The following is an 18,356-nucleotide window of genomic DNA, read 5'->3' as shown; positions in this document are numbered from 1 at the left end:
TGATCATGACGAGTCGCGCGTCGCCCGCACGACCTCGCCGAACACCCGCACCAGCAACGTCACCAGCGCGAGGACCAGCGTGCCCGCCAGAACCCCGCGCAGCACGGCGCTGTCGCCGAACAGCCCGGCCAGCCCGAGCACGCACGCGCCGAGCCCGCAGACGAGCAGGAAGGCGAGCACGATCGTGTAGACGCGCACCCGCGCCTTCGTCCAGAAATGGACGCCGTCCACCGGGTCCTCGGCGCGGCTGCGGCGCTCCTGTTCGCGCAGGCCGTCCAGGTAGCGCGAATCCCAGAGCAGCGCGAGCAGAAGCACGGGATACACCTGCGCCAGAGTCGTGTAAAACTCCTGATGACCCATCCGGGCAGCGTAGGGCGCACGGATATCGGAACGGCATCGGGCGCTGACCGTTTCCGGCCGTCAGGACGGAAGCAGCTTCGCGATCCCGGGCGCGATCAGGTCGCGGACCTTCCCGTACGGCGCGCGCAGCGTGTCATGGACGCACGCGCTGCCCTCCACCGAGTAGTTGATCTCGAAGTGGTCGGGGGCGAGGAAGACCGTCGCGGCGGGCGGCGGCGGGCCGGCCGCGTCGCCGCGCCCGGCCGGGGCGAAGTCGCGCGGCGCCAGTTCCTGGCCCATGCAGCCGTCCGCGCCCCAGAAGCCCTGCTCGGTGCCGGTCAGGCGGCCGAACAGCGTCCGGACGCCGGACGCCGTCAGCGCCTCGGGCTTCAGGATGTCGGCGGTGGTCAGCGCGCGGCCGGTCACCAGGTCCACGCTGACGGCCCAGCCGGCCAGCGTCCCGTCGGACGGCATGCACGTCTTGCCGTCGAAGGTGTAGAGCGCCGAGGCGAGCTTCGGACCCGCCAGGCCCAGCTTCGCAGTCGTGTTCACCGTGCTGTTCCCGACGCATTCGGACTTGAACTGCGGGTCGGAGAGCATGGTCTTCGTCGCGCCGCGCATCCACCGGATGTGGTAGTCCAGCGGTGCGCGCAGCGCCCGGTTCAGCGTCTCCTGGACGCGCGGGTCGCGGTAGCCGGTGACGCTCGCGTACTGCGCGCGGACGGCCACCGGGAGGTCTTTCAGCGTCTCGTTCTGCGCGACGATCCGCACGGTGCCGTTGGCCGGCGTCGCGTCGTCGCCGCCGCCCGACAGGACGACCGCGCCGCCCGCCGCGCCCGCCACCAGGACCGTTCCGGCGACGGCCAGCGCCGCCTTGCCGCCGACCGTCGCGAGCAACCCGCCGCCCGTCCCGGCCGCCGCCGCTCCCCCGGCCGCACCGCCCGCAGCCGCGCCACCGGCCGCCCCGGCGGTTCCGGCACCTGCGGCCAGCGGGAACAGCACCGCGAGCGCGGCGGCGGACGCCGCCAGCGCCCGCACGCCCCGCTGCTCCCAGTCGCGTCCGTACCCGGCCCGCGCCGCGCGCTCCAACTCCTCCAGCAGCAGCAGCGCGCCCGCCGGACGCTGCTCGGGGTCCTTCGCCATTCCCGCCAGCAGCAGCGGACGGACCTGCTCGGGCACCTCGTCCACCGGGATCGGCGCGGTCAGGTGCTCGGCGCGCAGCGCGGCCCGGTCGGCCGCCCGGTACGGCCGCCGCCCGGTGACGCACTCGAAGAACACGCACGTCGCCGCGTACACGTCGGCGGTGGACGTCGCGGGCTGCCCCTTCCACTGCTCGGGCGGCATGTACGCGGGCGTGCCGGACCGTCCGCCCTCCCCGGCGGGCGCGGCGATCCCGAAGTCGATGAGCTTGCTGAGGCCGTCCGCGCGGACGATCACGTTCGCGGGCTTGTAGTCGCGGTGGACGACCCCGACCGCGTGCGCCGCCGCCAGCCCCCGCAGCGATCCCTTGAGCACGACCAGGGACGCCTCGGGGCCGAGCGCGCCGTGCTCGTCCAGGACGCGGCGCAGCGGCACGCCGTCCACGGCCTCCATGACGATCGCCGCGCCGCCCTCGCCGCGCACGAACTGGTACAGCCGCGCGACGTGCGGGTCCGTGACGCGGCCGAGCAGCATGGCCTCACCGCGCAGCCGCTCCAGGTCGGTGGGCGACGTCCCGGTCAGGTACTTGACGGCGACCGTCGTCCCGGCCGTCGCCTGCCGCGCGAGGACGACCCGCCCGTGGGCGCCCCGGCCCAGTTCCCGTACCTCGTCGAAGCCTTCGACACGCCACTCGTCCATCGGTCGTCCACACTCTCCGGCCGTTCGTTCCTGGAAATCCACCGGTGTGATGGTGCCGACGCACGTCTGGTTCGCGGTGGTTCTACTGGTCGGACACCTTAGACGCGACGTCCGACGGCGCCGAGGACGCAGCCGACCCGATCGGTGGCCGTGTCCGGCCGCCAGTCCGTCACCGCGACGAGACCCGGCTCGACGGGCGCGAACCCGGTGAGGAAACGGGCGATCTCGTCCGGTGTGCGGGGGCGCACCTCGGCGGTCGAGCGACGGTACACCGCGAGCGCCCGTTCGGCCGCACCGGGCTCCAGGTCGCCGAACCACGCGTGCGTCACCGCGACCAGGCTGCCCGCGGGCAGGCCTGCCGTCAGCCTCTCCACCAGCGCGAACGGGTCGTCCTCGTCGGGAAGGAAGTGCAGCACCCCGCACAGCAGCACGCCGACGGGCTCGCCCGGGTCGATCAGCTCGCGGAGCCTGCGGCGGCCCCAGATCGCGTCCGGGTCGCGCAGGTCGCCGGACACGACCGCGACGTGCGCGGAGTCCTCCAGGAGCGCGCGGCCGTGCGTCAGCACCACCGGGTCGTTGTCCACGTAGACGACCCGCGCGCCCGGCCGCTCGGCCCGCGCGATCTCGTGGACGTTGCCGCGCGTCGGCAGCCCCGCCCCGACGTCGAGGAACTGCCGGATTTCGCCCTCGCCCGCCATGTACCGGACGGCCCGCCGGACGAACGCCCGGTTCGCGCGGGCCGCGTCCGCCGCCGCCGGGACCGCCGCCAGGATCTCGCGGGCCGCGTCGCGGTCGACGGCGTAGTTGTCCTTGCCGCCGAGGAAGTAGTCGTAGATGCGGGCGGGCGCGGGACGGCCCGTCGCGACGGCGTCCGAGCCCGGCCGTCCCGCGCGGGCCAGGGCCTTGCCGAGCACCGCGCGCAGCCGCTCGTGGCCCGGGTCGCACGCCAGCCAGTGCCGGACGTCGTCGATGACCGCGGCCGGGCGCGCGGCGGCGAGCTGCACGTCGGCGATCTCCTCGCGGACGCGGCGCAGCTCGGCCAGCAGCGGGTCCCGGACGCTCGCGGGGACGTCGCGCGGCGGCCGTCCCGTCCACAGGTCGAGCGCCTTGCGGTAGACGGCGACCGACGCCGACGCGTCGGCGGACCGCACCATCCGGGCCTGCCCGGCGAGGTCGCGGAACTCGTGCAGGTCGACGTAGCCGTCCGGGCCGAGGTCGAGCCGGCAGCCGTCGCGGTCCGCGCGCCAGCCCACGTCCGCCAGCGCGGCCCCGGCCGCCTCGACCACCGCGCACGCCCGCTCGCCGAACAGCGCGTCCAGCTCCGCCGCGTCCAGGCGTGCGCCGTCCTTCAGCGCGAGGACGCACAACAGGTCACGCGCGCTCGGATCGCGCAGCTCGACGGACACGCCGTCGACCTGGACGTCGAAACGCTCGCCGAGAACCCGAAACCGCACCACGCGCACCCGCTCCGTTGCCTGCGATGTGATTAACGAGAACGTTAATCCACTCACGCATTTGACAACCCGACCGCTGGCCGCATCCGGCCAAACGCACAACCCGCGCAGGTCCCGGACCATTTCTTACTCACAGGTATGACAGCACCGTGACCTGCGGATAATACGTTCCACACCTCCCGGTAACCCTCTTGTCATACGGCCGCCCGAAAATACCCGCCCCGTCCCGGCCCCCCGGCGAGCGGCGGCACGTCCGCCGCGACGGGGTCCGGCGCAGCCGGTTCGGCGGGCCCGCCCGGCGGCGCCCCGCGCCCGGACGCCACCCGCCCGAACGTGGCGGGGACGCCGATCGGCCCCGCGCTCCCCACCGGCCAGACCTTGAAGAAGGCGCGTCCGATGACGTTCTTCACCGGCACCGTCCCGCCGTTGCCGTCCGTCCGGTGGTACCGGGAGTCCGCCGAGTTCTGGCGGTGGTCGCCCATGACCCAGAGCCGCCCGGACGGCACTGTGATGTCGAAGGCCTCTTCGGACGGCTTGTTCCGGACGTGCGTCACCGGGTCCTCGTACAGATACGACGACTCGTCCAGAGCGGTTCCGTTGACCGTGACGCGGCCCTGCGCGTCACAGCACCGCACCCGGTCGCCGCCGACACCGATCACCCGCTTGATGAAGTCCGTCTCGGTGGGCGCCACCCCCGCCGCGCCGCCGAGCCAGCGCAGCGCCCGCTGGAACGGATTGGACGGCGCGGCGACCTTCGCCTCCGGAGTCCACGACGAAGGCCCTCTGAAGACGATCACGTCACCGCGCCGGACCGCCCGCGTCCGGTAGACGATCTTGTTGACGAGAACCCGGTCGCCCACGTGGAGCGTGTTCTCCATCGAACCCGACGGAATGTAGAACGCCTGCACCGCGAACAATTTGACGACGAACGCCAGCAGGACGGCCACGACGATCAGAAGGGGGATCTCTTTCCAGGAAGACCTGCCGTTCCCCTGTTCTCTCTCGGCCGCGTTCTCACCGGCCTCCGGTGCTCGCTCCGTGTCCCGGTCCTCAGCATCGGACTGCACCGATTCACACCTCTCCCCCGAGTCGAGCGACCCACGGAGGCAAGGCTACGAGGCGCGGACGCGAAAACGCCCCCATGCCGGGGCATGGGGGCGCCTTCGGTCAGGCGAGGTCGGCGGCGGTCACGCGCATCTCCGGGGCGTCGGCCGCCGTCGTGCCGAGCGCCTCGGCCGTCCGGCGGTACCGGACGGCGTCGGCGGGGCGGTTGCGGCGCTCCAGCGTCCGCGCCAGCGCCTCATGCGCCCAGCCGTTGCAGGGGTCGAGGTCCAGCAGCCGCCGGAACGCCGCCTCCGCGCGGGACAGTTGCGCGCTGTGGAAGTACGCGCGGGCCAGGAGTTCGGCCGTCGCCCGGTTGGACGGGTCGGCGGCGGCGATCGGCTCCAGGAGCCGCGCCGCCGTCGCGTAGTCCCGGGCGTCGAAGAACAGGGTCGCGCGCTGGAATTCCTCGTAGGTGGTCACCGCATTCTCCCTTCGCGCGCGAGAACCCGCGCGGGCGGCGGTTTGTTCCCCCTAGAAGTTCTCCAGCGCCCGGCTCAGCCGTCCCCGCTCCTCCTTGAGCGTCTGGACCTGGCTGTCGCGCTCGGCGCGCGCCTGGAGGTCCTGGCCGGCGTCGCCGAAGTCCTGCGGGTCGCTGTGGCCGGACTGGTCCCGGCTCCCGTCCAGCTCGCCGCCCAGTTCCTTGAGCGTGTCGTCGATCTCCCGGATGCGGTCGCGGATCTCGTTCACGTCGCGCACGGTGTCCTCCCCGGCTCAGATGCGAATCACGGTCTTGCCGCGGGCGCCGCCCTGCCGGCCGGCGGCGACCGCGGCGGGAGCGTCCTCCAGCGGGACCTCCCGCGCCACCGCTACCCGGATTCGGGACGCATCGAGCATGTCCGCGATCGTCGCGAGCAGTTCCGGGGTGCCCTGCGTGTAGATGTTCACCCCCGTGAGCTGCTGCGACGCCATCTTGTCGGGGTTCACGGCATTGATCGAACTCACGTACGCGCCGCCCGGCCGGAGCAGCCCGGTGAGGGCGTCGACCTCCGGCGGGCCGCTCACGAGGTCGATGATCGCGTCGATGCCGTCGTGGTTGGCGAGCACCTGCTCGCCGATGTCCGCGCGGCCGTAGTCGACGGTCTCGGCCGCGCCCAGCCGCCGCATCTCGGCGTCCATGTCGGGATGCGCGGTCGCGATGACGTGTGCGCCGACGTCGGCGGCGAACTGCACCGCGAACTGGCCGACGCCGCCCGTCGCGCCGACGATCAGGACGGTCTTCCCCACGTCCAGGCCGGCCTCGCGGACCATCGTGTAGCCGGTCATCGCGGCCATCGGCACCCCGGCGGCCTGCGTGTAGATCAGGCCCTGCGGCATGCGGGCGAGCGGCGCGTCCTGGTCGACCACGGCGTACTCGGCGTAGCTGCCGCAGCCGCGCGTCAGGTCGCGGAACTGCCCGAAGACCTGGTCGCCCGCGGCGAAACGCCCCACGTCCGGGCCGACGGCCTCGACCACCCCGGCCCCGTCGGCGCCGAGGACGAGCGGGAACTGCGCGTCCACGGAGTCCTTGAGCATCCCGTCGGCGATCTTCCAGTCCACCGGGTTCATGCCCGCCGCGACGAGCTTGACCAGGACCTCGCCCGGCCCCGGCTCGGGCAGCGGCAGGTCCATGACGGACGGCGTGGCACCGTATTCGGACACGGCGATAACTCGCATGGGTGGTCCCCCGATCCACTGAGCGGAAAAACGTGCCGCCCCGCCCTACCCGGTGGGACCGCCGGGCTAATCGCGCTCGTGCTCGCGGACGCGGCCGGCGAACGCCCGCGCCACCTCCCGCAGCTCGGCCTCCGGGTCGTGCCCGGCCGCGCGGGCCTCCCGCACCAGCGCGAACAGCCGCGCCCCGAACTCCGGCGCCGCGAACCCGTACTCCGGTTCGGGCAGCTCCACGCGGGCCGCGCGGCGCTGGAGCTGCGCGGCGAGCGTCAGCGCGGGCTGTCCCATCGGGACGCCGTCCAGCACGGAGGCCTCGGCGCCGCTCTTCGCCTCCCGCTCGGCCTTCTTGATCTGCTCCCAGTTGGCGTTGACCTCGTCCGCGCCCGACACCGCGACGTCGGCGAAGACGTGCGGGTGCCGCCGGACGAGCTTGTCCACGATCCCGCCGGCCACGTCGTCGATCGTGAAGGCCGTCTCGTCGGTCCGCTCGGAGGCGACGACGGCGTGGAACGCCACCTGCATCAGCACGTCGCCGAGTTCCTCGCGCAGCGCCGCCAGATCGCCGTCCGCGACGGTGTCGGCGACCTCGTAGGACTCCTCCAGCAGGTACGGGACGAGCGATTCGTGCGTCTGCTCCCGGTCCCACGGGCATTCGCGGCGCAGCGTGTCCATCACCGCGACGAGATCGAGCAGCCGCGCGCCCGGCAGGTCGTAGGAGCCGTGGACGACCTCGACGTCCAGCGGGTCCGCGAGGACGAGCGTGCCGACGTCGCGCAGGAGGCGCTCGTCGCCGTCCTGCGCGGCGATCCACAGCGTCGTCTCCTTGCGGCCGGACGCCACCAGCGCGGCGGCCGACGGGTCGGCGACCTCCTCGGCCGTGACCCCGGCGTCCGCCAGCGACGGCAGCAGCGGATGCCCGGGACGCGTCAGGACGCGCGCCGACGAGCGCAGCGCCTCCCAGCCCCGCCAGGTCAGCAGGCCGGGCGCGACGCGGTGGCTCGTCGCGAGCAGCAGCAGCGCCATGCTCAGCCGAGCCCCCGCTCGGTGCCCGACAGCCGCGTCGTGACCGGCCCGATCATGCCGTGGGCGCGGTCGAACGACCCGTAGCGCGGGTTGATCTTGATGGTCATCCCGGCGGCGACCGCGCTGATCGCGCCCTCGGCGCGCTGCCGCGCGTCCATGACCTGCTGCGCGCTGGTCACGCGCGGCGGCAGGAGGCGGGCGGCGAGCGCGTCGCGGATGGCGAAGAACCGCGCGACGTCCCGGATATAACGGACCGGGAGCCCGTTGGCGAGCGTGATCGCGGCGGCGCCGCCGGACTGCCGGTCGAACCCGGCGACGACGGCGTCCGTCCGGCCCTCGGTGACCGCGACGCCCGCGCGGCGGGCCGTCTGGTCGGCGACGCGGATCCGGACGAGCGTGCCGAGCGCCTGCCGGACGGCGTCGTCGGCGCTCCCGCCCGACTGCTCCTTCAGCGCGTTCGCGACCGCGTTGTCCCGGAACTGCCGCTGCCAGTCCCGGACGTCCCGGTCCAGCGACGCGATGGTGATGCGCTGGTCGCCGACGATCGCGGCGCTGCCCGCCTGGACCGGCGATCCCCCGCACCCGGCGAGCGTCCCGGCGGCGAGCACGACCGCACCGGCGGACTTCACGAACCTCACAGGCCACATCCTCTCGGGTCCAGTGCGCCAGCCTAGGCCCGCGCGGGTTCCAGGAACAGCGCTTGGACGAGGTCGGTCGCCCACGCCAGCAGCTCCTGGTCGCGCAGCGGGCGCCCGCCGAGCGGCGCGGTCTTCGGCGCCGGGACGAGCAGCGTGTTCGCCGTGGTCTTCAGCAGGCTCTTGGGGTAGAGGCGCTGGAGCCGCACCTGGCGGGACTCGGGCAGGTCGACCGGGGCGAACTTGACGAACGTCCCCTGGAGCGCGACCTCGGTGAGCCCCGCGCGCCGCGCCAGCGCCCGGAACCGCGCGACCTCCAGCAGGTTGAGCACCGGGACGGGCGGCGGCCCGAACCGGTCCTTCAGCTCGTCGTGCACCTCGCCGATCTCGTCGTCGGAGGTGATCGCGGCGATGCGGCGGTAGGCGTCCAGCCGCAGCCGCTCGCCGGGGACGTACTCGTGCGGCAGGTGCGCGTCCACCGGCAGCTCGACCTTGGTGTCGGGCATCTCGGCGACGCCGCCGCCCTCCTTGAGGTCCCGGACGGCCTCCCCGACCATCCGGACGTACAGGTCGAACCCGACGCCCGCGACGTGCCCGGACTGCTCCGCGCCGAGGATGTTGCCCGCGCCCCGGATCTCCAGGTCCTTCATCGCGACGTACATGCCCGCGCCGATCTCGGTGTGCTGCGCCAGCGTCGAGAGCCGCTCGTGCGCGGTCTCGGTCAGCGGAGCCTCGGGCGGGTACAGGAAGTAGGAGTAGGCGCGCTCCCGGCCGCGTCCGACGCGTCCGCGGAGCTGGTGGAGCTGCGACAGCCCGTACATGTCGGCGCGGTCCACGATGAGGGTGTTGGCGTTCGGTACGTCCAGGCCCGATTCCACGATCGTCGTCGCGACCAGGACGTCGTAGTTCTTCTCCCAGAAGTCGACCATGACCTTTTCCAGCTCATGCTCGTTCATCTGGCCGTGCGCGACGCCGATCCGCGCCTCCGGGACGAGCTGCGCGAGGTTCGCCGCGACCCGGTCGATCGACCGCACCCGGTTGTGGACGAAGAAGACCTGCCCCTCGCGGAGCAGCTCGCGGCGGATCGCGGCGGCGATCTGCTTGTCCTCGTACGGCCCGACGAACGTCAGGACCGGGTGCCGCTCCTCGGGCGGGGTCAGGATCGTGGACATCTCGCGGATGCCCGTCAGGCCCATCTCCAGCGTCCGGGGGATCGGCGTCGCGGACATCGCCAGCACGTCCACCTGCGTGCGGAGCCGCTTCAGCTCCTCCTTGTGCTCGACGCCGAACCGCTGCTCCTCGTCGATGATCACCAGGCCGAGGTTCTTGAACTTCGTCTGCGCCGACAGGATGCGGTGGGTGCCGACGACGACGTCCACCGACCCGTCGGCCAGGCCGCGCAGGGTCTCGTTGATCTCGGCGTCGGTCTGGAACCGGCTGATCGGCTTCACCGTCACCGGGAACGCGCCGAACCGCTCGGCGAACGTCGACAGGTGCTGCTGGACGAGCAGCGTCGTCGGGACGAGCACCGCGACCTGCGACCCGTCCTGGACGGCCTTGAACGCCGCCCGCACCGCGATCTCGGTCTTGCCGTAGCCGACGTCGCCGCAGATCAGCCGGTCCATCGGGACGGGCCGCTCCATGTCGGCCTTGACCTCGTCGATCGCGGCGAGCTGGTCGGGCGTCTCGGTGTAGGGGAACGCGTCCTCCAGCTCCCGCTGCCACGGCGTGTCCGGCGAGAACGCGTGCCCGGGGCTCGCCATCCGCGCCGAGTACAGCCGGATCAGCTCGCCCGCGATCTGCCGGACGGCCTTGCGCGCCCGCGACTTGGCCTTCTGCCACTCCGCGCCGCCGAGCCGGTGCAGGCTGGGCGCCTCGCCGCCGACGTAGCGGGTGAGCTCTTCGAGCTGGTCGGTCGGGACGAACAGCCGGTCGCCGCGCGCGTACTCCAGGATCAGGTACTCGCGGGTCGCGCCCTGGACCGTCCGGCTGACCATCTCGACGTACCGGCCGACGCCGTGCTGCTCGTGGACGACGTAGTCCCCCACCTGGAGCCGCAGCGGGTCGACCCCGCCGCGCCGCCGGGACGGCATCCGCCGCGCGTCCTTGGTGGACGACCGCTGGCCCGTGAGGTCGGTCTCGGTGAGGACGGCGAGCTTGCGCGACTCCCAGACGAACCCGTGCTCCAGCAGCCCGGTCGTCACCGTCACGACGGACGGGCGCGGCTCGGCGTGGACCTCGGCGAGCGTCGAGCCGATCCCGGCCTCGCCGATGAGCTGGGCGAGCCGTCCGGCCGGGCCGGCGCCCTGCGTGACGAGCACGACGCGCCAGCCGCCGTCCATCCAGCCCTTGAGGTCGGGCATGACGCGTTCGGTGTCGCCCCGGTAGGCCTCGGCGGGCTGGACGCCGAGGCGCAGCGCGTCCTCGCCGGGGGTGAGGGTCGTGGCCGTCCAGCGCGGCAGGCCGAGGGCCTCGTCGTGGAGCTGCACGTCCTCCAGGGTCCGGAACGCCGCCGCGCCGAGGTCGATCGGGGCGGCGCCGCCCGCCGCCGCGTTGACCCAGCTCGCCTCCAGGAACTCCTGGCTGGTGCGGACGAGTTCGGCGGCGCGCGTCCGGATCCGCTCGGGCTCGCAGACCAGCAGCACCGAGCCCTTCGGCAGCAGGTCGGTGAGCAGTTCCATGCGCTCGGCGAGGACGGGCGAGAACGCCTCCATCCCCTCGACCGTGTCCCCGTCGGCGATGCGGCCGAGGACCTCGGCGAGCGCCGGGTGCTCCTCGGCGAGGCTCCGGGCGCGCTCGCGGACGTCGGGCGTCAGCGGCAGCTCGCGGCACGGCGGCGCCCACAGCCCGCCGCGCGCCACTTCCAGCGACCGCTGGTCGGCGGCCTTGAAGTAGCGGATCTCCTCGACGTCGTCGCCCCAGAACTCCACCCGCAGCGGGTGCTCCTCGGTGGGCGGGAACACGTCGAGGATGCCGCCGCGCACCGCGATCTCGCCGCGCTTCTCCACGAGGTCGACGCGGTGGTACCCGGCGTCCACGAGACGGCGGACGGTGTCGTCCAGGTCGGCGGCGTCGCCCGCGCGCAGCCGGACCGGCTCCAGGTCGGCCAGGCCCGCGACGATCGGCTGGAGGACCGCGCGGACGGGCGTCACGACGACGTCCAGCGTGCCGCCGCGTCCTTCGTCGTCGTCGGCGAGGTCGGGGGCGTCGGGGCGCGCGAGCCTGCGCAACACCGCGAGCCGCTGGCCGACCGTGTCCGAGCGGGGCGACAGCTTCTCGTGCGGCAGCGTCTCCCACGACGGGAAGTGCGCGACGCGGCCCGGTTCGAGCAGGCTCGTCAGCGCGGCGGCCAGATCCTCGGCCTCGCGTCCGCCCGCGGTGACGGCGAGGACGACCCCGTCCCCCGCCGAGCGCGCCAGCGCCGCCGCCAGCACCGGCCACAGCGCCGGGGGCGCGACGATCTCACGGTCGGTCCGAACGTCCGCCAGGGCGCGGCTCAGCCCGGGGTCGGAGCACGCGACGTCAACCAGTCCAGAAAGCGTCATCTTTTACAGATCGTCCCAGAATCACGGAAAACGTACCGCCAACGCAGCACGAAAAACCGGAAACCCGACGGGTTCCGGTGTCCTTCCACCCTACGTCCTGCGCGGCGCCGTCCGCCGCTCCCGGCTCAGAGGCACGCTGGGAAGGAGTAAAGACCGGACAGTATGCATTCGGATGGTTACGCTGCGAGGTTGTGACGGAACTCCGATCGGACAGCGACGGCGACCTGTTCTCCGAACGCGCCCGCCAGTACGCCGCCGAACGGCCGCTGGCCCGGCTGCACATCCTGGAGGCGGGCTGCGGCTGGGGCGCCGGGCTCGGCCTGGACGGGCGGGCGGACGGCACGGAACACCAGGTCACCGGCATCGACCTCGACACGCCCGCCACCCGCGCCCACCTGCGCACCCGCGCCGACCTCACCGCCTGGCACCTCGGCGACCTGCGGACGGTCCCGCTGCCGCCGCGCGCGTTCGACATCGTCCACGCCCCCTACCTGATCGAGCGCGTCCCGCACGCCGAACTCGTCCTGGACCGCTTCGTCGCCGCGCTGAAGCCCGGCGGCCTGCTCCTGCTGCGGCTGCGCGACCGCGACAGCGCGCTCGGCTTCCTGGACCGGCGGCTGCTCGGCCTCGCCGCCCGGCTCCCCGGCCGTCCCGGCACCGCGCCGCCGCCCGCCGGAGCCTACGAGCGCGTCGCGTCCCGGCAGGGCGTCCAGTGGTACTGCGTGATGCGCGGCCTCATGATCGCCGAGGAGCGCACGTCCCGCGACGCCCTCACGTCCCTCGGCGCCGCCACCGCCCCGCTCGCCGCCCTGTGCCGCACGGTCGCCGCCTGCTCCCGGGGCCGCCTCACCGCCGCCCACACCGACGTCTCCCTCGTCATCCGCAAACCCGAGAACCGCTACGCCCGCCTGCTCTGACCGTCCGGTCCCGGCCAGGGACGGGCGTATCCGGGCCGCGCGGCGGGCAAGAATGAGACAGTGCGCATCTGTCCGATCACACCGGGAGATCTCGCGGGGTCCCGGCCGCCGCGCCCGTGTCCCCGCGGGGACGGGCCGGGTGTGCGAACACCCCCGGCGGCTCGGTATTTTTCTGCGGAATCCCCGACCGACGTGGAACCGCCCGGGCTGCCCGGACGGGAACGGAGACTGCGTTGGCATCCTCCCCCGCCCGGAGGCCGGGGATTTCAACCCTGTGTCTCTTCTAGGGAGCGGTGAGTTGAGGTTCGCGGTTCGTCCGCCCAGGCATTCCCGGGCGTCCCCGCGCAGCCACCGCATGCCCTGCGGCGGTTCCGTCACGGATGTTGCGTGCGGCGTTGACGTCGGCATTGGCCCGGTGCCCGCAGGCGACGCAGACGAATCGCGCTTGGCTCTCACGCGACTCGGCGGCGACGTGCTTGCAGACGTTGCAGGTCCGCGACGTGTACGCAGCCTTGACCTTGACGACCCGGCCGGGGGCCTTGTGCTCCAGCCTGGCCACGAGCCGACCCCACCCCTGCGCGAGGACGACCCGGTTCAGCCGGGCCTTCCGCCGTACCCCGCGCCCCGGCCGCTCGACCGTGCCCGCGGCGGACCGGGTCATGGCACGGATGTCGAGATTCTCCACGGCGATCACATCGAAACCGCGGGCCAGGTCGGTGCTCGCCTTCTCCACGAAGTCCCTGCGCCGGTCGGTCTCCCGCGCCTTCAGCCTCGCCATCGCGAGCCTGATACGGCCGCGCCGCCTGGACCCCCGTGCGGCCCGTGCGAGTCTGCGCTCGAACCTGGACAGCCGTTGGCGCTCGGTCTCGGTCAACCCGGGCGAGCGCAGCAACGTGCCGGTGGACAGGGCGGCGGACACCGCCACGCCCCGATCCACCCCTACGACCTCACCCGTTCCGGGCGCGGGCACCGGTTTCGGCGCCACGGCGAACGCCACATGCCACCGGCCGGCCCGGTCCCGGGTCACCCGGTACGATTTCGCTTCCTCGGGCACCGCCCGGGACCAGCGGAACCGCACCCAGCCGATCTTGGGAATCCGCACCTGACCGACATTCCGCGACACCCGGCGAACATCTCCGGGCTTGGCGTGGACGATGCGGAAGCCTTCGTCGCGACCGGCCTTCCGCCATGTCGGGAGGCAGTGGGTGCCGGCGAAGAAGTTCGCCATCGCCTGGGAATGATCCTTGACGGCCTGCTGCTGCACGATCACCGAACCGTCGCGCAGCCACCCGAACGCCTCCCTGGCCTGGGTGAGCTGACGGCATCGCTCGGCGAAGCCCGGCATCCGGCCGCGCCCCGGCCGGTACAGCGACTGCTGTTCCACGCAAAGGTTCCACACCAGCCGGGCGTGTGCGCAATGTTCCAGCAGCCCCGGCGTCTGGACGGGCGTAGGCGTCAGACGGTAGCGGGACACATCCCGACCCTAGCGGGCGAGCATTCGAAAGAGCCTGGAAACAACCAGGTCAGTGCCATGTTCTCACCCCGTCCCGGAGGACGGGGCACCAACGCTCAAGGAGAGCCGTGACCGCCGAAGCCGGCCTGCCCGACACGCTGCGCGACCTGCCCGCCTGGACCCCGGGGCCGGTGGAGCTGGCCGATCTGGAACTGCTGCTCGCGGGGGTGTACGCGCCGCTCACCGGGTTCCTCGGCGCGTTCGACGCCGCGATGGTCATCGCGGGCGGACGGCTGGCGGACGGGACGCCGTGGCCGGTGCCGGTCACGCTGACCGTCCCGGCAGAGCTGGCCGGGCATGCGCGGCTCGTCCTGCAAGACCCCGAAGGGGTGCCGTTGGCGGTGTTGGCCGTCGCCGAGTCCTGGCAGGACCCGACGTCGGGGGCGCACTGTCTGGCCGGCCCGGTCGAGGCCCTGCGCGCCCCGGCGCACGGACCGTTCCACCGGATGCGGCGCCGTCCGGACGAGCTGGAGCCCGTCGAAGGCCCGCTGCTCGCCGTCGCCACCCGCGAGCCGCTGCACCGCAAGCAGCTCGGGCAGATCCGGCAGGTGGCCGAGCGGCTGGGGGCGTCGGTGCTCGTCCTGCCGCTGCTCGGCGGGCAGCACGACGAGGCGCTGGTGCGGGCGCTGCTGGCCGTCCGGCGCGACCTTCCGGAGGGGACGCGGATCGTCCCGCTGCCGCTGCCCGAGCGCTCCCCCGCCGAGCGCGACGTGCGGCTGCGCTCCCACGTCGCCGCCGCGTACGGCGCGACCCACCTGCTGGCCGACCTCGACGTGGAGGGCACCGCCGTCCCGGTCGTCGTGCCCGAGCCGTGGGGGTACGACGCGGACGTCGAGGTGTGGCGGCCCGTCGCGCGCATCGACCCCGACCACGTCCAGGCGGAGCTGACGGCCGAGCGGCTCGGCGAGCTGCTGGACCGGGGCGAGCCCGTCCCGGACTGGTTCACGCCGCCCGCCGTCGCCGCCGAACTCGCGGTGGCCCGGCCGCCCAAGCACCTGCGCGGCCTCACGGTGTTCTTCACCGGCCTGTCGGGGTCGGGCAAGTCGACCGTCGCGCGGGGGCTCGCGGACGCCCTGGTCGAGCGGGACGGCCGCAACGTCACGCTGCTGGACGGCGACGTCGTCCGGCGCCTGCTGTCGGCGGGCCTGACGTTCTCGCGCGCCGACCGGGACCTGAACGTCCGCCGGATCGGTTATGTCGCGTCCGAGGTCACCCGGCACGGCGGCGTCGCGATCTGCGCTCCGATCGCGCCGTACGCGGCGACCCGTGCGGAGGTCCGCGCAATGGTCGAGGCCGTGGGCGACTTCCTGCTCGTCCATGTGGCGACGCCGCTGGAGGAGTGCGAGCGGCGCGACCGCAAGGGTCTTTACGCCAAGGCGCGTGCCGGGCTGATCCCGGAGTTCACCGGCATCTCCGACCCGTACGAAGCCCCGTCGGACGCGTCCCTCACGCTGGACACGACCGGGCTGACCGCCGACGAGGCCGTGGAGCGCGTCCTCGCGCTGCTCGTGGAGGGCGGCTGGGTCCGTCCGTGATTCCGGTCATGGACGGCGCCGGAGGAAGTATTCGGCGACCAGCAGATTGGGGACCCAGCACAGGAACGGGACGACGTGGTAGGCCCGCAGAAAGGCCGTGTCCTCGGCGACCCCGAATTGCAGCGGCACGAGGACGATCAGCCATAGCCTCAGCATGACCGCCGCATAAGTGAGGGCGAACGTCCGGACCGCCCATCTCCGGTGGGCCGCGACGTCCCTTCTCCTGATCGCCCGGACGGCCGTGACGGCGAATCCCGCCCACAGGACCGCGAGCATTCCGAACCCGGCCGTCCCCACCGGGCCGGCCAGGTTGAGCGGTGCGAGGACGAGGCCCGCCGCCCCGCCGAGGACGATGGCGCCGACGACGATCCGCCCGCAGATCCGGTGCAGCCTCGGGGCTTTCGCCCGCAGCCGCGCCGCGAACTGGAGCGGCGAAAGCAGCAGCGCCGTCGCGCCGCACACGATGTGCGCGTAGAAGACCACCTGAATCCACGACGCGCGGTCGGCGTAATTCGCCGCGATGTCGTGGTCCTCGGAGAGGCGGTGCAGGGACGCGCCCAGATAGGGCAGCGGGGCGAATACCGCGATCGCCACCGCGCTCAGGGCGAGCACCCACCAGCCCGCCGTACGACGCCCGGTCCGGGCCTCGATCGTTGTCATGCGGCAAAGCTAGGAACGCACGGTGCGAACGTGCCTCACCCCGCCGGGTGAACCGTCGTCTGGCTCCCGGGACCGAGGCCCGGCCGGGTGGGGCGATGTGGGCGGTTTCGCCTAGGATGGGCTGCGGCCGGTTCCCCAGCATGTTGGTAGGGCATACGGATGGACTTCGATTGGACGATGGCGCTCGGGTCGTTCTGCGTCGCCATCGTCGTCGGGCTGACCGGGATGGGCGGCGGCGCGCTCATGACCCCGATGCTGGTCACGTTCTTCGGCGTGAGCCCGCTGGCCGCCGTGTCCAGCGACCTCGTCGCCGCCGCCGTGATGAAGCCCGTCGGCAGCTTCGTCCACTACCGGCAGGGGACGATCGACCTGCGGCTCGTCGGGTGGCTGTGCGCCGGATCGGTGCCCGCCGCGTTCAGCGGCGTCCTCGTCGCGCGGGCGCTCGGGGACGGCTCCGGCGTCGAGCACTTCATCCAGATCGCGATGGGCACCGCCCTTCTCCTGGCCGCCGCCGGGCTCGTCGTGCGCGGGATCCAGTCCCGCAGACGCGACGCGGCGCTGGACGGCGCGGAACCCGGTCCCGTCGTCGTCCGGCCCATTCCGACGCTGCTAGTCGGCGTCGTCGGCGGGCTCGTCGTCGGGATCACCTCGGTCGGCTCCGGCTCACTGATCATCGTGGCGCTGCTCGCGCTCTACCCGGCGCTGCGCGCCAACCAGCTCGTCGGCACCGACCTCCTCCAGGCCGTCCCGCTCGTCTTCTCCGCCGCCCTCGGCCACCTGCTGTTCGGCGACTTCCGCATGGAGGTCACCGCCGCGCTGCTCGTCGGCTCGGTCCCCGGCGTCTACCTCGGCTCCAAGATCTCCTCCCGCGCGCCGGGCGGCCTGATCCGCCGCTTCCTGGCCTTCGTCCTGGTCGTGTCGGCCCTCAAGATGTTCGGCCTCGGCGTGACGCAGCTCGCCTGGGCGATGGTCGCCCTCGCCGCCATCAGCACCGCCGTCTGGCTCACCACCCGCCACCGCACCACCGCCCGCGCCCCCGAGCCGGAGGCGGCGCCCGTCCGGCTGGCCGATATCGGGCAGGCGCAGAAATAGCGGGAAATCAGCAGGTCCCCGGGGCGGCGCGAGTACAGTTGGCGCCGCGCCCCGCCACTTGAGCCGTGCAAGGGACCCCATCTCCGTGAAGCTGCCTTCCCTGGTCCGCCTGCTGGCGGCCGTCGCCGCCGCGTGCCTGACCCTGCTGGCCGTCCCGGGCGTCCCGCCCGCGTCCGCCGAGACCTCACCCGACGTCCTCGCCAACTCGCTGGAGTCCTACGACGGCCTCTACGTGGACGGCGGGGCGGGCAAGTTCCACACCGACGCCGCGCTGGACTTCCTGCGCAAGGCCATGCAGGGCCGCAAGCTGCCGGTGTACGTGATGGTCGTCCCCGCGCGGCAGGCGCCGGCGGACGCGGCGGGGCAGGAGCAGCTCCTCCAGGGCGTCGCCAAGCTCATCGGACGGTCCGGCACCTACCTCCTGCAAGCCGGGCGTGACCTGCGCGTCTACTCGTCCGCCTTCAGCCCCGCGACGACGCAGAGCCTCGTCGCCAAGGCGCGGCGGACGGGCGGCAAGAGCCCGATCAAGGTGCTCGCCGCGCTGATCCGCTCCGCCGGGTCGACGCCGCAGGAGACGTCCGCGCCCGGCAAGACGGCGAACGGCGGACGGCTCGTCCCGCCGCCGGCCAAGGCGCAGATCGCGAAGGAGAAGGAGGCCGCGTCGTCGTCCTCGACGCCGCTGGTCGCGGCGGTGGCCGTGGTCGTGCTGATCGCCATCGCGGGCGGCGCGGTGTTCGTCCTGCGCCGCCGCAAGCGCGCCAAGCCCGCCGACGGCACGGCGGCCCCGCAGACTCCGGACGTTCCGGCGAACGTCGACGGCCCGGCGGGCATGGGCGCACCGCAGGCCCCGGGGAGCACCGACGTTCCGGTCGTCGCGGGCGCCCCGGCGCTCCCGGACGGCCCGGCGGTCCCGGCCGCCCCCACGGACAAGTCCGTAAAGCCGGATTCGCCTGCTTCGTCATCGGATGTGCCCCGCGACCTGGATTGATACGGATCTAAAACCGGTCAAGGTAAAGTAATCTCTGGCCACCCGTCTCACCTGGCCCCGAT

16 protein-coding genes are annotated in these 18,356 nt (G+C 73.2%); 4 read left to right on the top strand and 12 right to left on the bottom strand.

Annotated features, from left to right (window positions below):
- Nucleotides 1-3 precede the first annotated feature (3 nt).
- The 10 genes from BTM25_RS07725 to mfd form a co-directional block, all read right to left on the bottom strand.
- Complete coding sequence (locus tag BTM25_RS07725; protein WP_103562012.1) at nucleotides 4-324, bottom strand: hypothetical protein; 321 nt, start codon at nucleotides 322-324, stop codon at nucleotides 4-6.
- A 96-nt stretch (nucleotides 325-420) separates the two neighbouring features.
- Nucleotides 421-2,178 (bottom strand): serine/threonine-protein kinase, encoded by a 1,758-nt coding sequence (locus BTM25_RS07720; RefSeq protein ID WP_103562011.1) that lies wholly within the window; start codon nucleotides 2,176-2,178, stop codon nucleotides 421-423.
- A gap of 98 nt (nucleotides 2,179-2,276) precedes the next feature.
- Nucleotides 2,277-3,635 carry an SAM-dependent methyltransferase gene (locus BTM25_RS07715; protein WP_146059002.1) on the bottom strand — a complete coding sequence of 453 codons (1,359 nt, stop codon included), beginning with the start codon at nucleotides 3,633-3,635 and terminating at the stop codon, nucleotides 2,277-2,279.
- 191 nt (nucleotides 3,636-3,826) lie between these two features.
- On the bottom strand, nucleotides 3,827-4,699 hold the full coding sequence (lepB, locus tag BTM25_RS07710; protein ID WP_103562009.1) for a signal peptidase I: 873 nt from the start codon (nucleotides 4,697-4,699) through the stop codon (nucleotides 3,827-3,829).
- Between the two features lie 100 nt (nucleotides 4,700-4,799).
- The gene (locus BTM25_RS07705) at nucleotides 4,800-5,156 is read right to left on the bottom strand and encodes a tetratricopeptide repeat protein (RefSeq protein WP_103562008.1); all 357 of its coding nucleotides are present in this window, start codon (nucleotides 5,154-5,156) and stop codon (nucleotides 4,800-4,802) included.
- Between the two features lie 51 nt (nucleotides 5,157-5,207).
- Nucleotides 5,208-5,432, bottom strand: coding sequence for a hypothetical protein (locus BTM25_RS07700; RefSeq protein WP_103562007.1), 225 nt, complete (start codon nucleotides 5,430-5,432; stop codon nucleotides 5,208-5,210).
- A 15-nt stretch (nucleotides 5,433-5,447) separates the two neighbouring features.
- Nucleotides 5,448-6,374, bottom strand: coding sequence for an NADP-dependent oxidoreductase (locus BTM25_RS07695; protein WP_328589610.1), 927 nt, complete (start codon nucleotides 6,372-6,374; stop codon nucleotides 5,448-5,450).
- Nucleotides 6,375-6,455: 81 nt separating this feature from the next.
- Nucleotides 6,456-7,409 carry a MazG family protein gene (locus BTM25_RS07690; RefSeq protein ID WP_103562006.1) on the bottom strand — a complete coding sequence of 318 codons (954 nt, stop codon included), beginning with the start codon at nucleotides 7,407-7,409 and terminating at the stop codon, nucleotides 6,456-6,458.
- 2 nt (nucleotides 7,410-7,411) lie between these two features.
- Nucleotides 7,412-8,047, bottom strand: a complete 636-nt coding sequence (locus BTM25_RS07685) for a SurA N-terminal domain-containing protein (protein WP_103562005.1) — start codon at nucleotides 8,045-8,047, stop codon at nucleotides 7,412-7,414.
- Nucleotides 8,048-8,079: 32 nt separating this feature from the next.
- The gene (gene mfd / locus BTM25_RS07680) at nucleotides 8,080-11,589 is read right to left on the bottom strand and encodes a transcription-repair coupling factor (protein WP_103562004.1); all 3,510 of its coding nucleotides are present in this window, start codon (nucleotides 11,587-11,589) and stop codon (nucleotides 8,080-8,082) included.
- Nucleotides 11,590-11,780: 191 nt separating this feature from the next.
- Here mfd and BTM25_RS07675 point away from each other — a divergent pair, with 191 nt between their 5' ends.
- Nucleotides 11,781-12,506: a class I SAM-dependent methyltransferase gene (locus BTM25_RS07675; protein ID WP_103562003.1), complete on the top strand. Its 726-nt coding sequence runs from the start codon at nucleotides 11,781-11,783 to the stop codon at nucleotides 12,504-12,506.
- Nucleotides 12,507-12,789: 283 nt separating this feature from the next.
- Here the strand turns inward: BTM25_RS07675 and BTM25_RS07670 are convergent, their stop codons facing one another.
- Complete coding sequence (locus BTM25_RS07670; RefSeq protein WP_146059000.1) at nucleotides 12,790-13,980, bottom strand: RNA-guided endonuclease InsQ/TnpB family protein; 1,191 nt, start codon at nucleotides 13,978-13,980, stop codon at nucleotides 12,790-12,792.
- A 107-nt stretch (nucleotides 13,981-14,087) separates the two neighbouring features.
- Between BTM25_RS07670 and cysC the strand changes: the two genes are divergently transcribed.
- The gene (gene cysC / locus BTM25_RS07665) at nucleotides 14,088-15,554 is read left to right on the top strand and encodes an adenylyl-sulfate kinase (RefSeq protein WP_103562001.1); all 1,467 of its coding nucleotides are present in this window, start codon (nucleotides 14,088-14,090) and stop codon (nucleotides 15,552-15,554) included.
- 6 nt (nucleotides 15,555-15,560) lie between these two features.
- Here the strand turns inward: cysC and BTM25_RS07660 are convergent, their stop codons facing one another.
- Entirely contained in the window at nucleotides 15,561-16,214 is a 654-nt protein-coding gene (locus BTM25_RS07660) for a DUF2306 domain-containing protein (protein WP_103562000.1), read from the bottom strand.
- 159 nt (nucleotides 16,215-16,373) lie between these two features.
- On the opposite strand from BTM25_RS07660, the gene BTM25_RS07655 reads away from it, so the two are divergent.
- Nucleotides 16,374-17,306: a sulfite exporter TauE/SafE family protein gene (locus tag BTM25_RS07655; RefSeq protein WP_205647985.1), complete on the top strand. Its 933-nt coding sequence runs from the start codon at nucleotides 16,374-16,376 to the stop codon at nucleotides 17,304-17,306.
- Between the two features lie 85 nt (nucleotides 17,307-17,391).
- Nucleotides 17,392-18,294 (top strand): hypothetical protein, encoded by a 903-nt coding sequence (locus tag BTM25_RS07650; RefSeq protein ID WP_103561998.1) that lies wholly within the window; start codon nucleotides 17,392-17,394, stop codon nucleotides 18,292-18,294.
- The last annotated feature ends 62 nt before the right edge of the window (nucleotides 18,295-18,356 follow it).

The organism is Actinomadura rubteroloni, from assembly GCF_002911665.1.
Lineage (GTDB): Bacteria > Actinomycetota > Actinomycetes > Streptosporangiales > Streptosporangiaceae > Spirillospora > Spirillospora rubteroloni.
This window is presented reverse-complemented; position numbering and strand designations above follow the sequence as displayed.

Bases quoted from the DNA above. Each gene is read 5' to 3' on its own strand.
- BTM25_RS07720 (WP_103562011.1), bottom strand. From the start codon at position 2,178: ATGGACGAGTGGCGTGTCGAAGGCTTCGACGAGGTACGGGAACTGGGC.
- BTM25_RS07690 (WP_103562006.1), bottom strand. From the start codon at position 7,409: ATGGCGCTGCTGCTGCTCGCGACGAGCCACCGCGTCGCGCCCGGCCTG.
- mfd (WP_103562004.1), bottom strand. From the start codon at position 11,589: ATGACGCTTTCTGGACTGGTTGACGTCGCGTGCTCCGACCCCGGGCTG.
- BTM25_RS07660 (WP_103562000.1), bottom strand. From the start codon at position 16,214: ATGACAACGATCGAGGCCCGGACCGGGCGTCGTACGGCGGGCTGGTGG.
- BTM25_RS07655 (WP_205647985.1), top strand. From the start codon at position 16,374: ATGGACTTCGATTGGACGATGGCGCTCGGGTCGTTCTGCGTCGCCATC.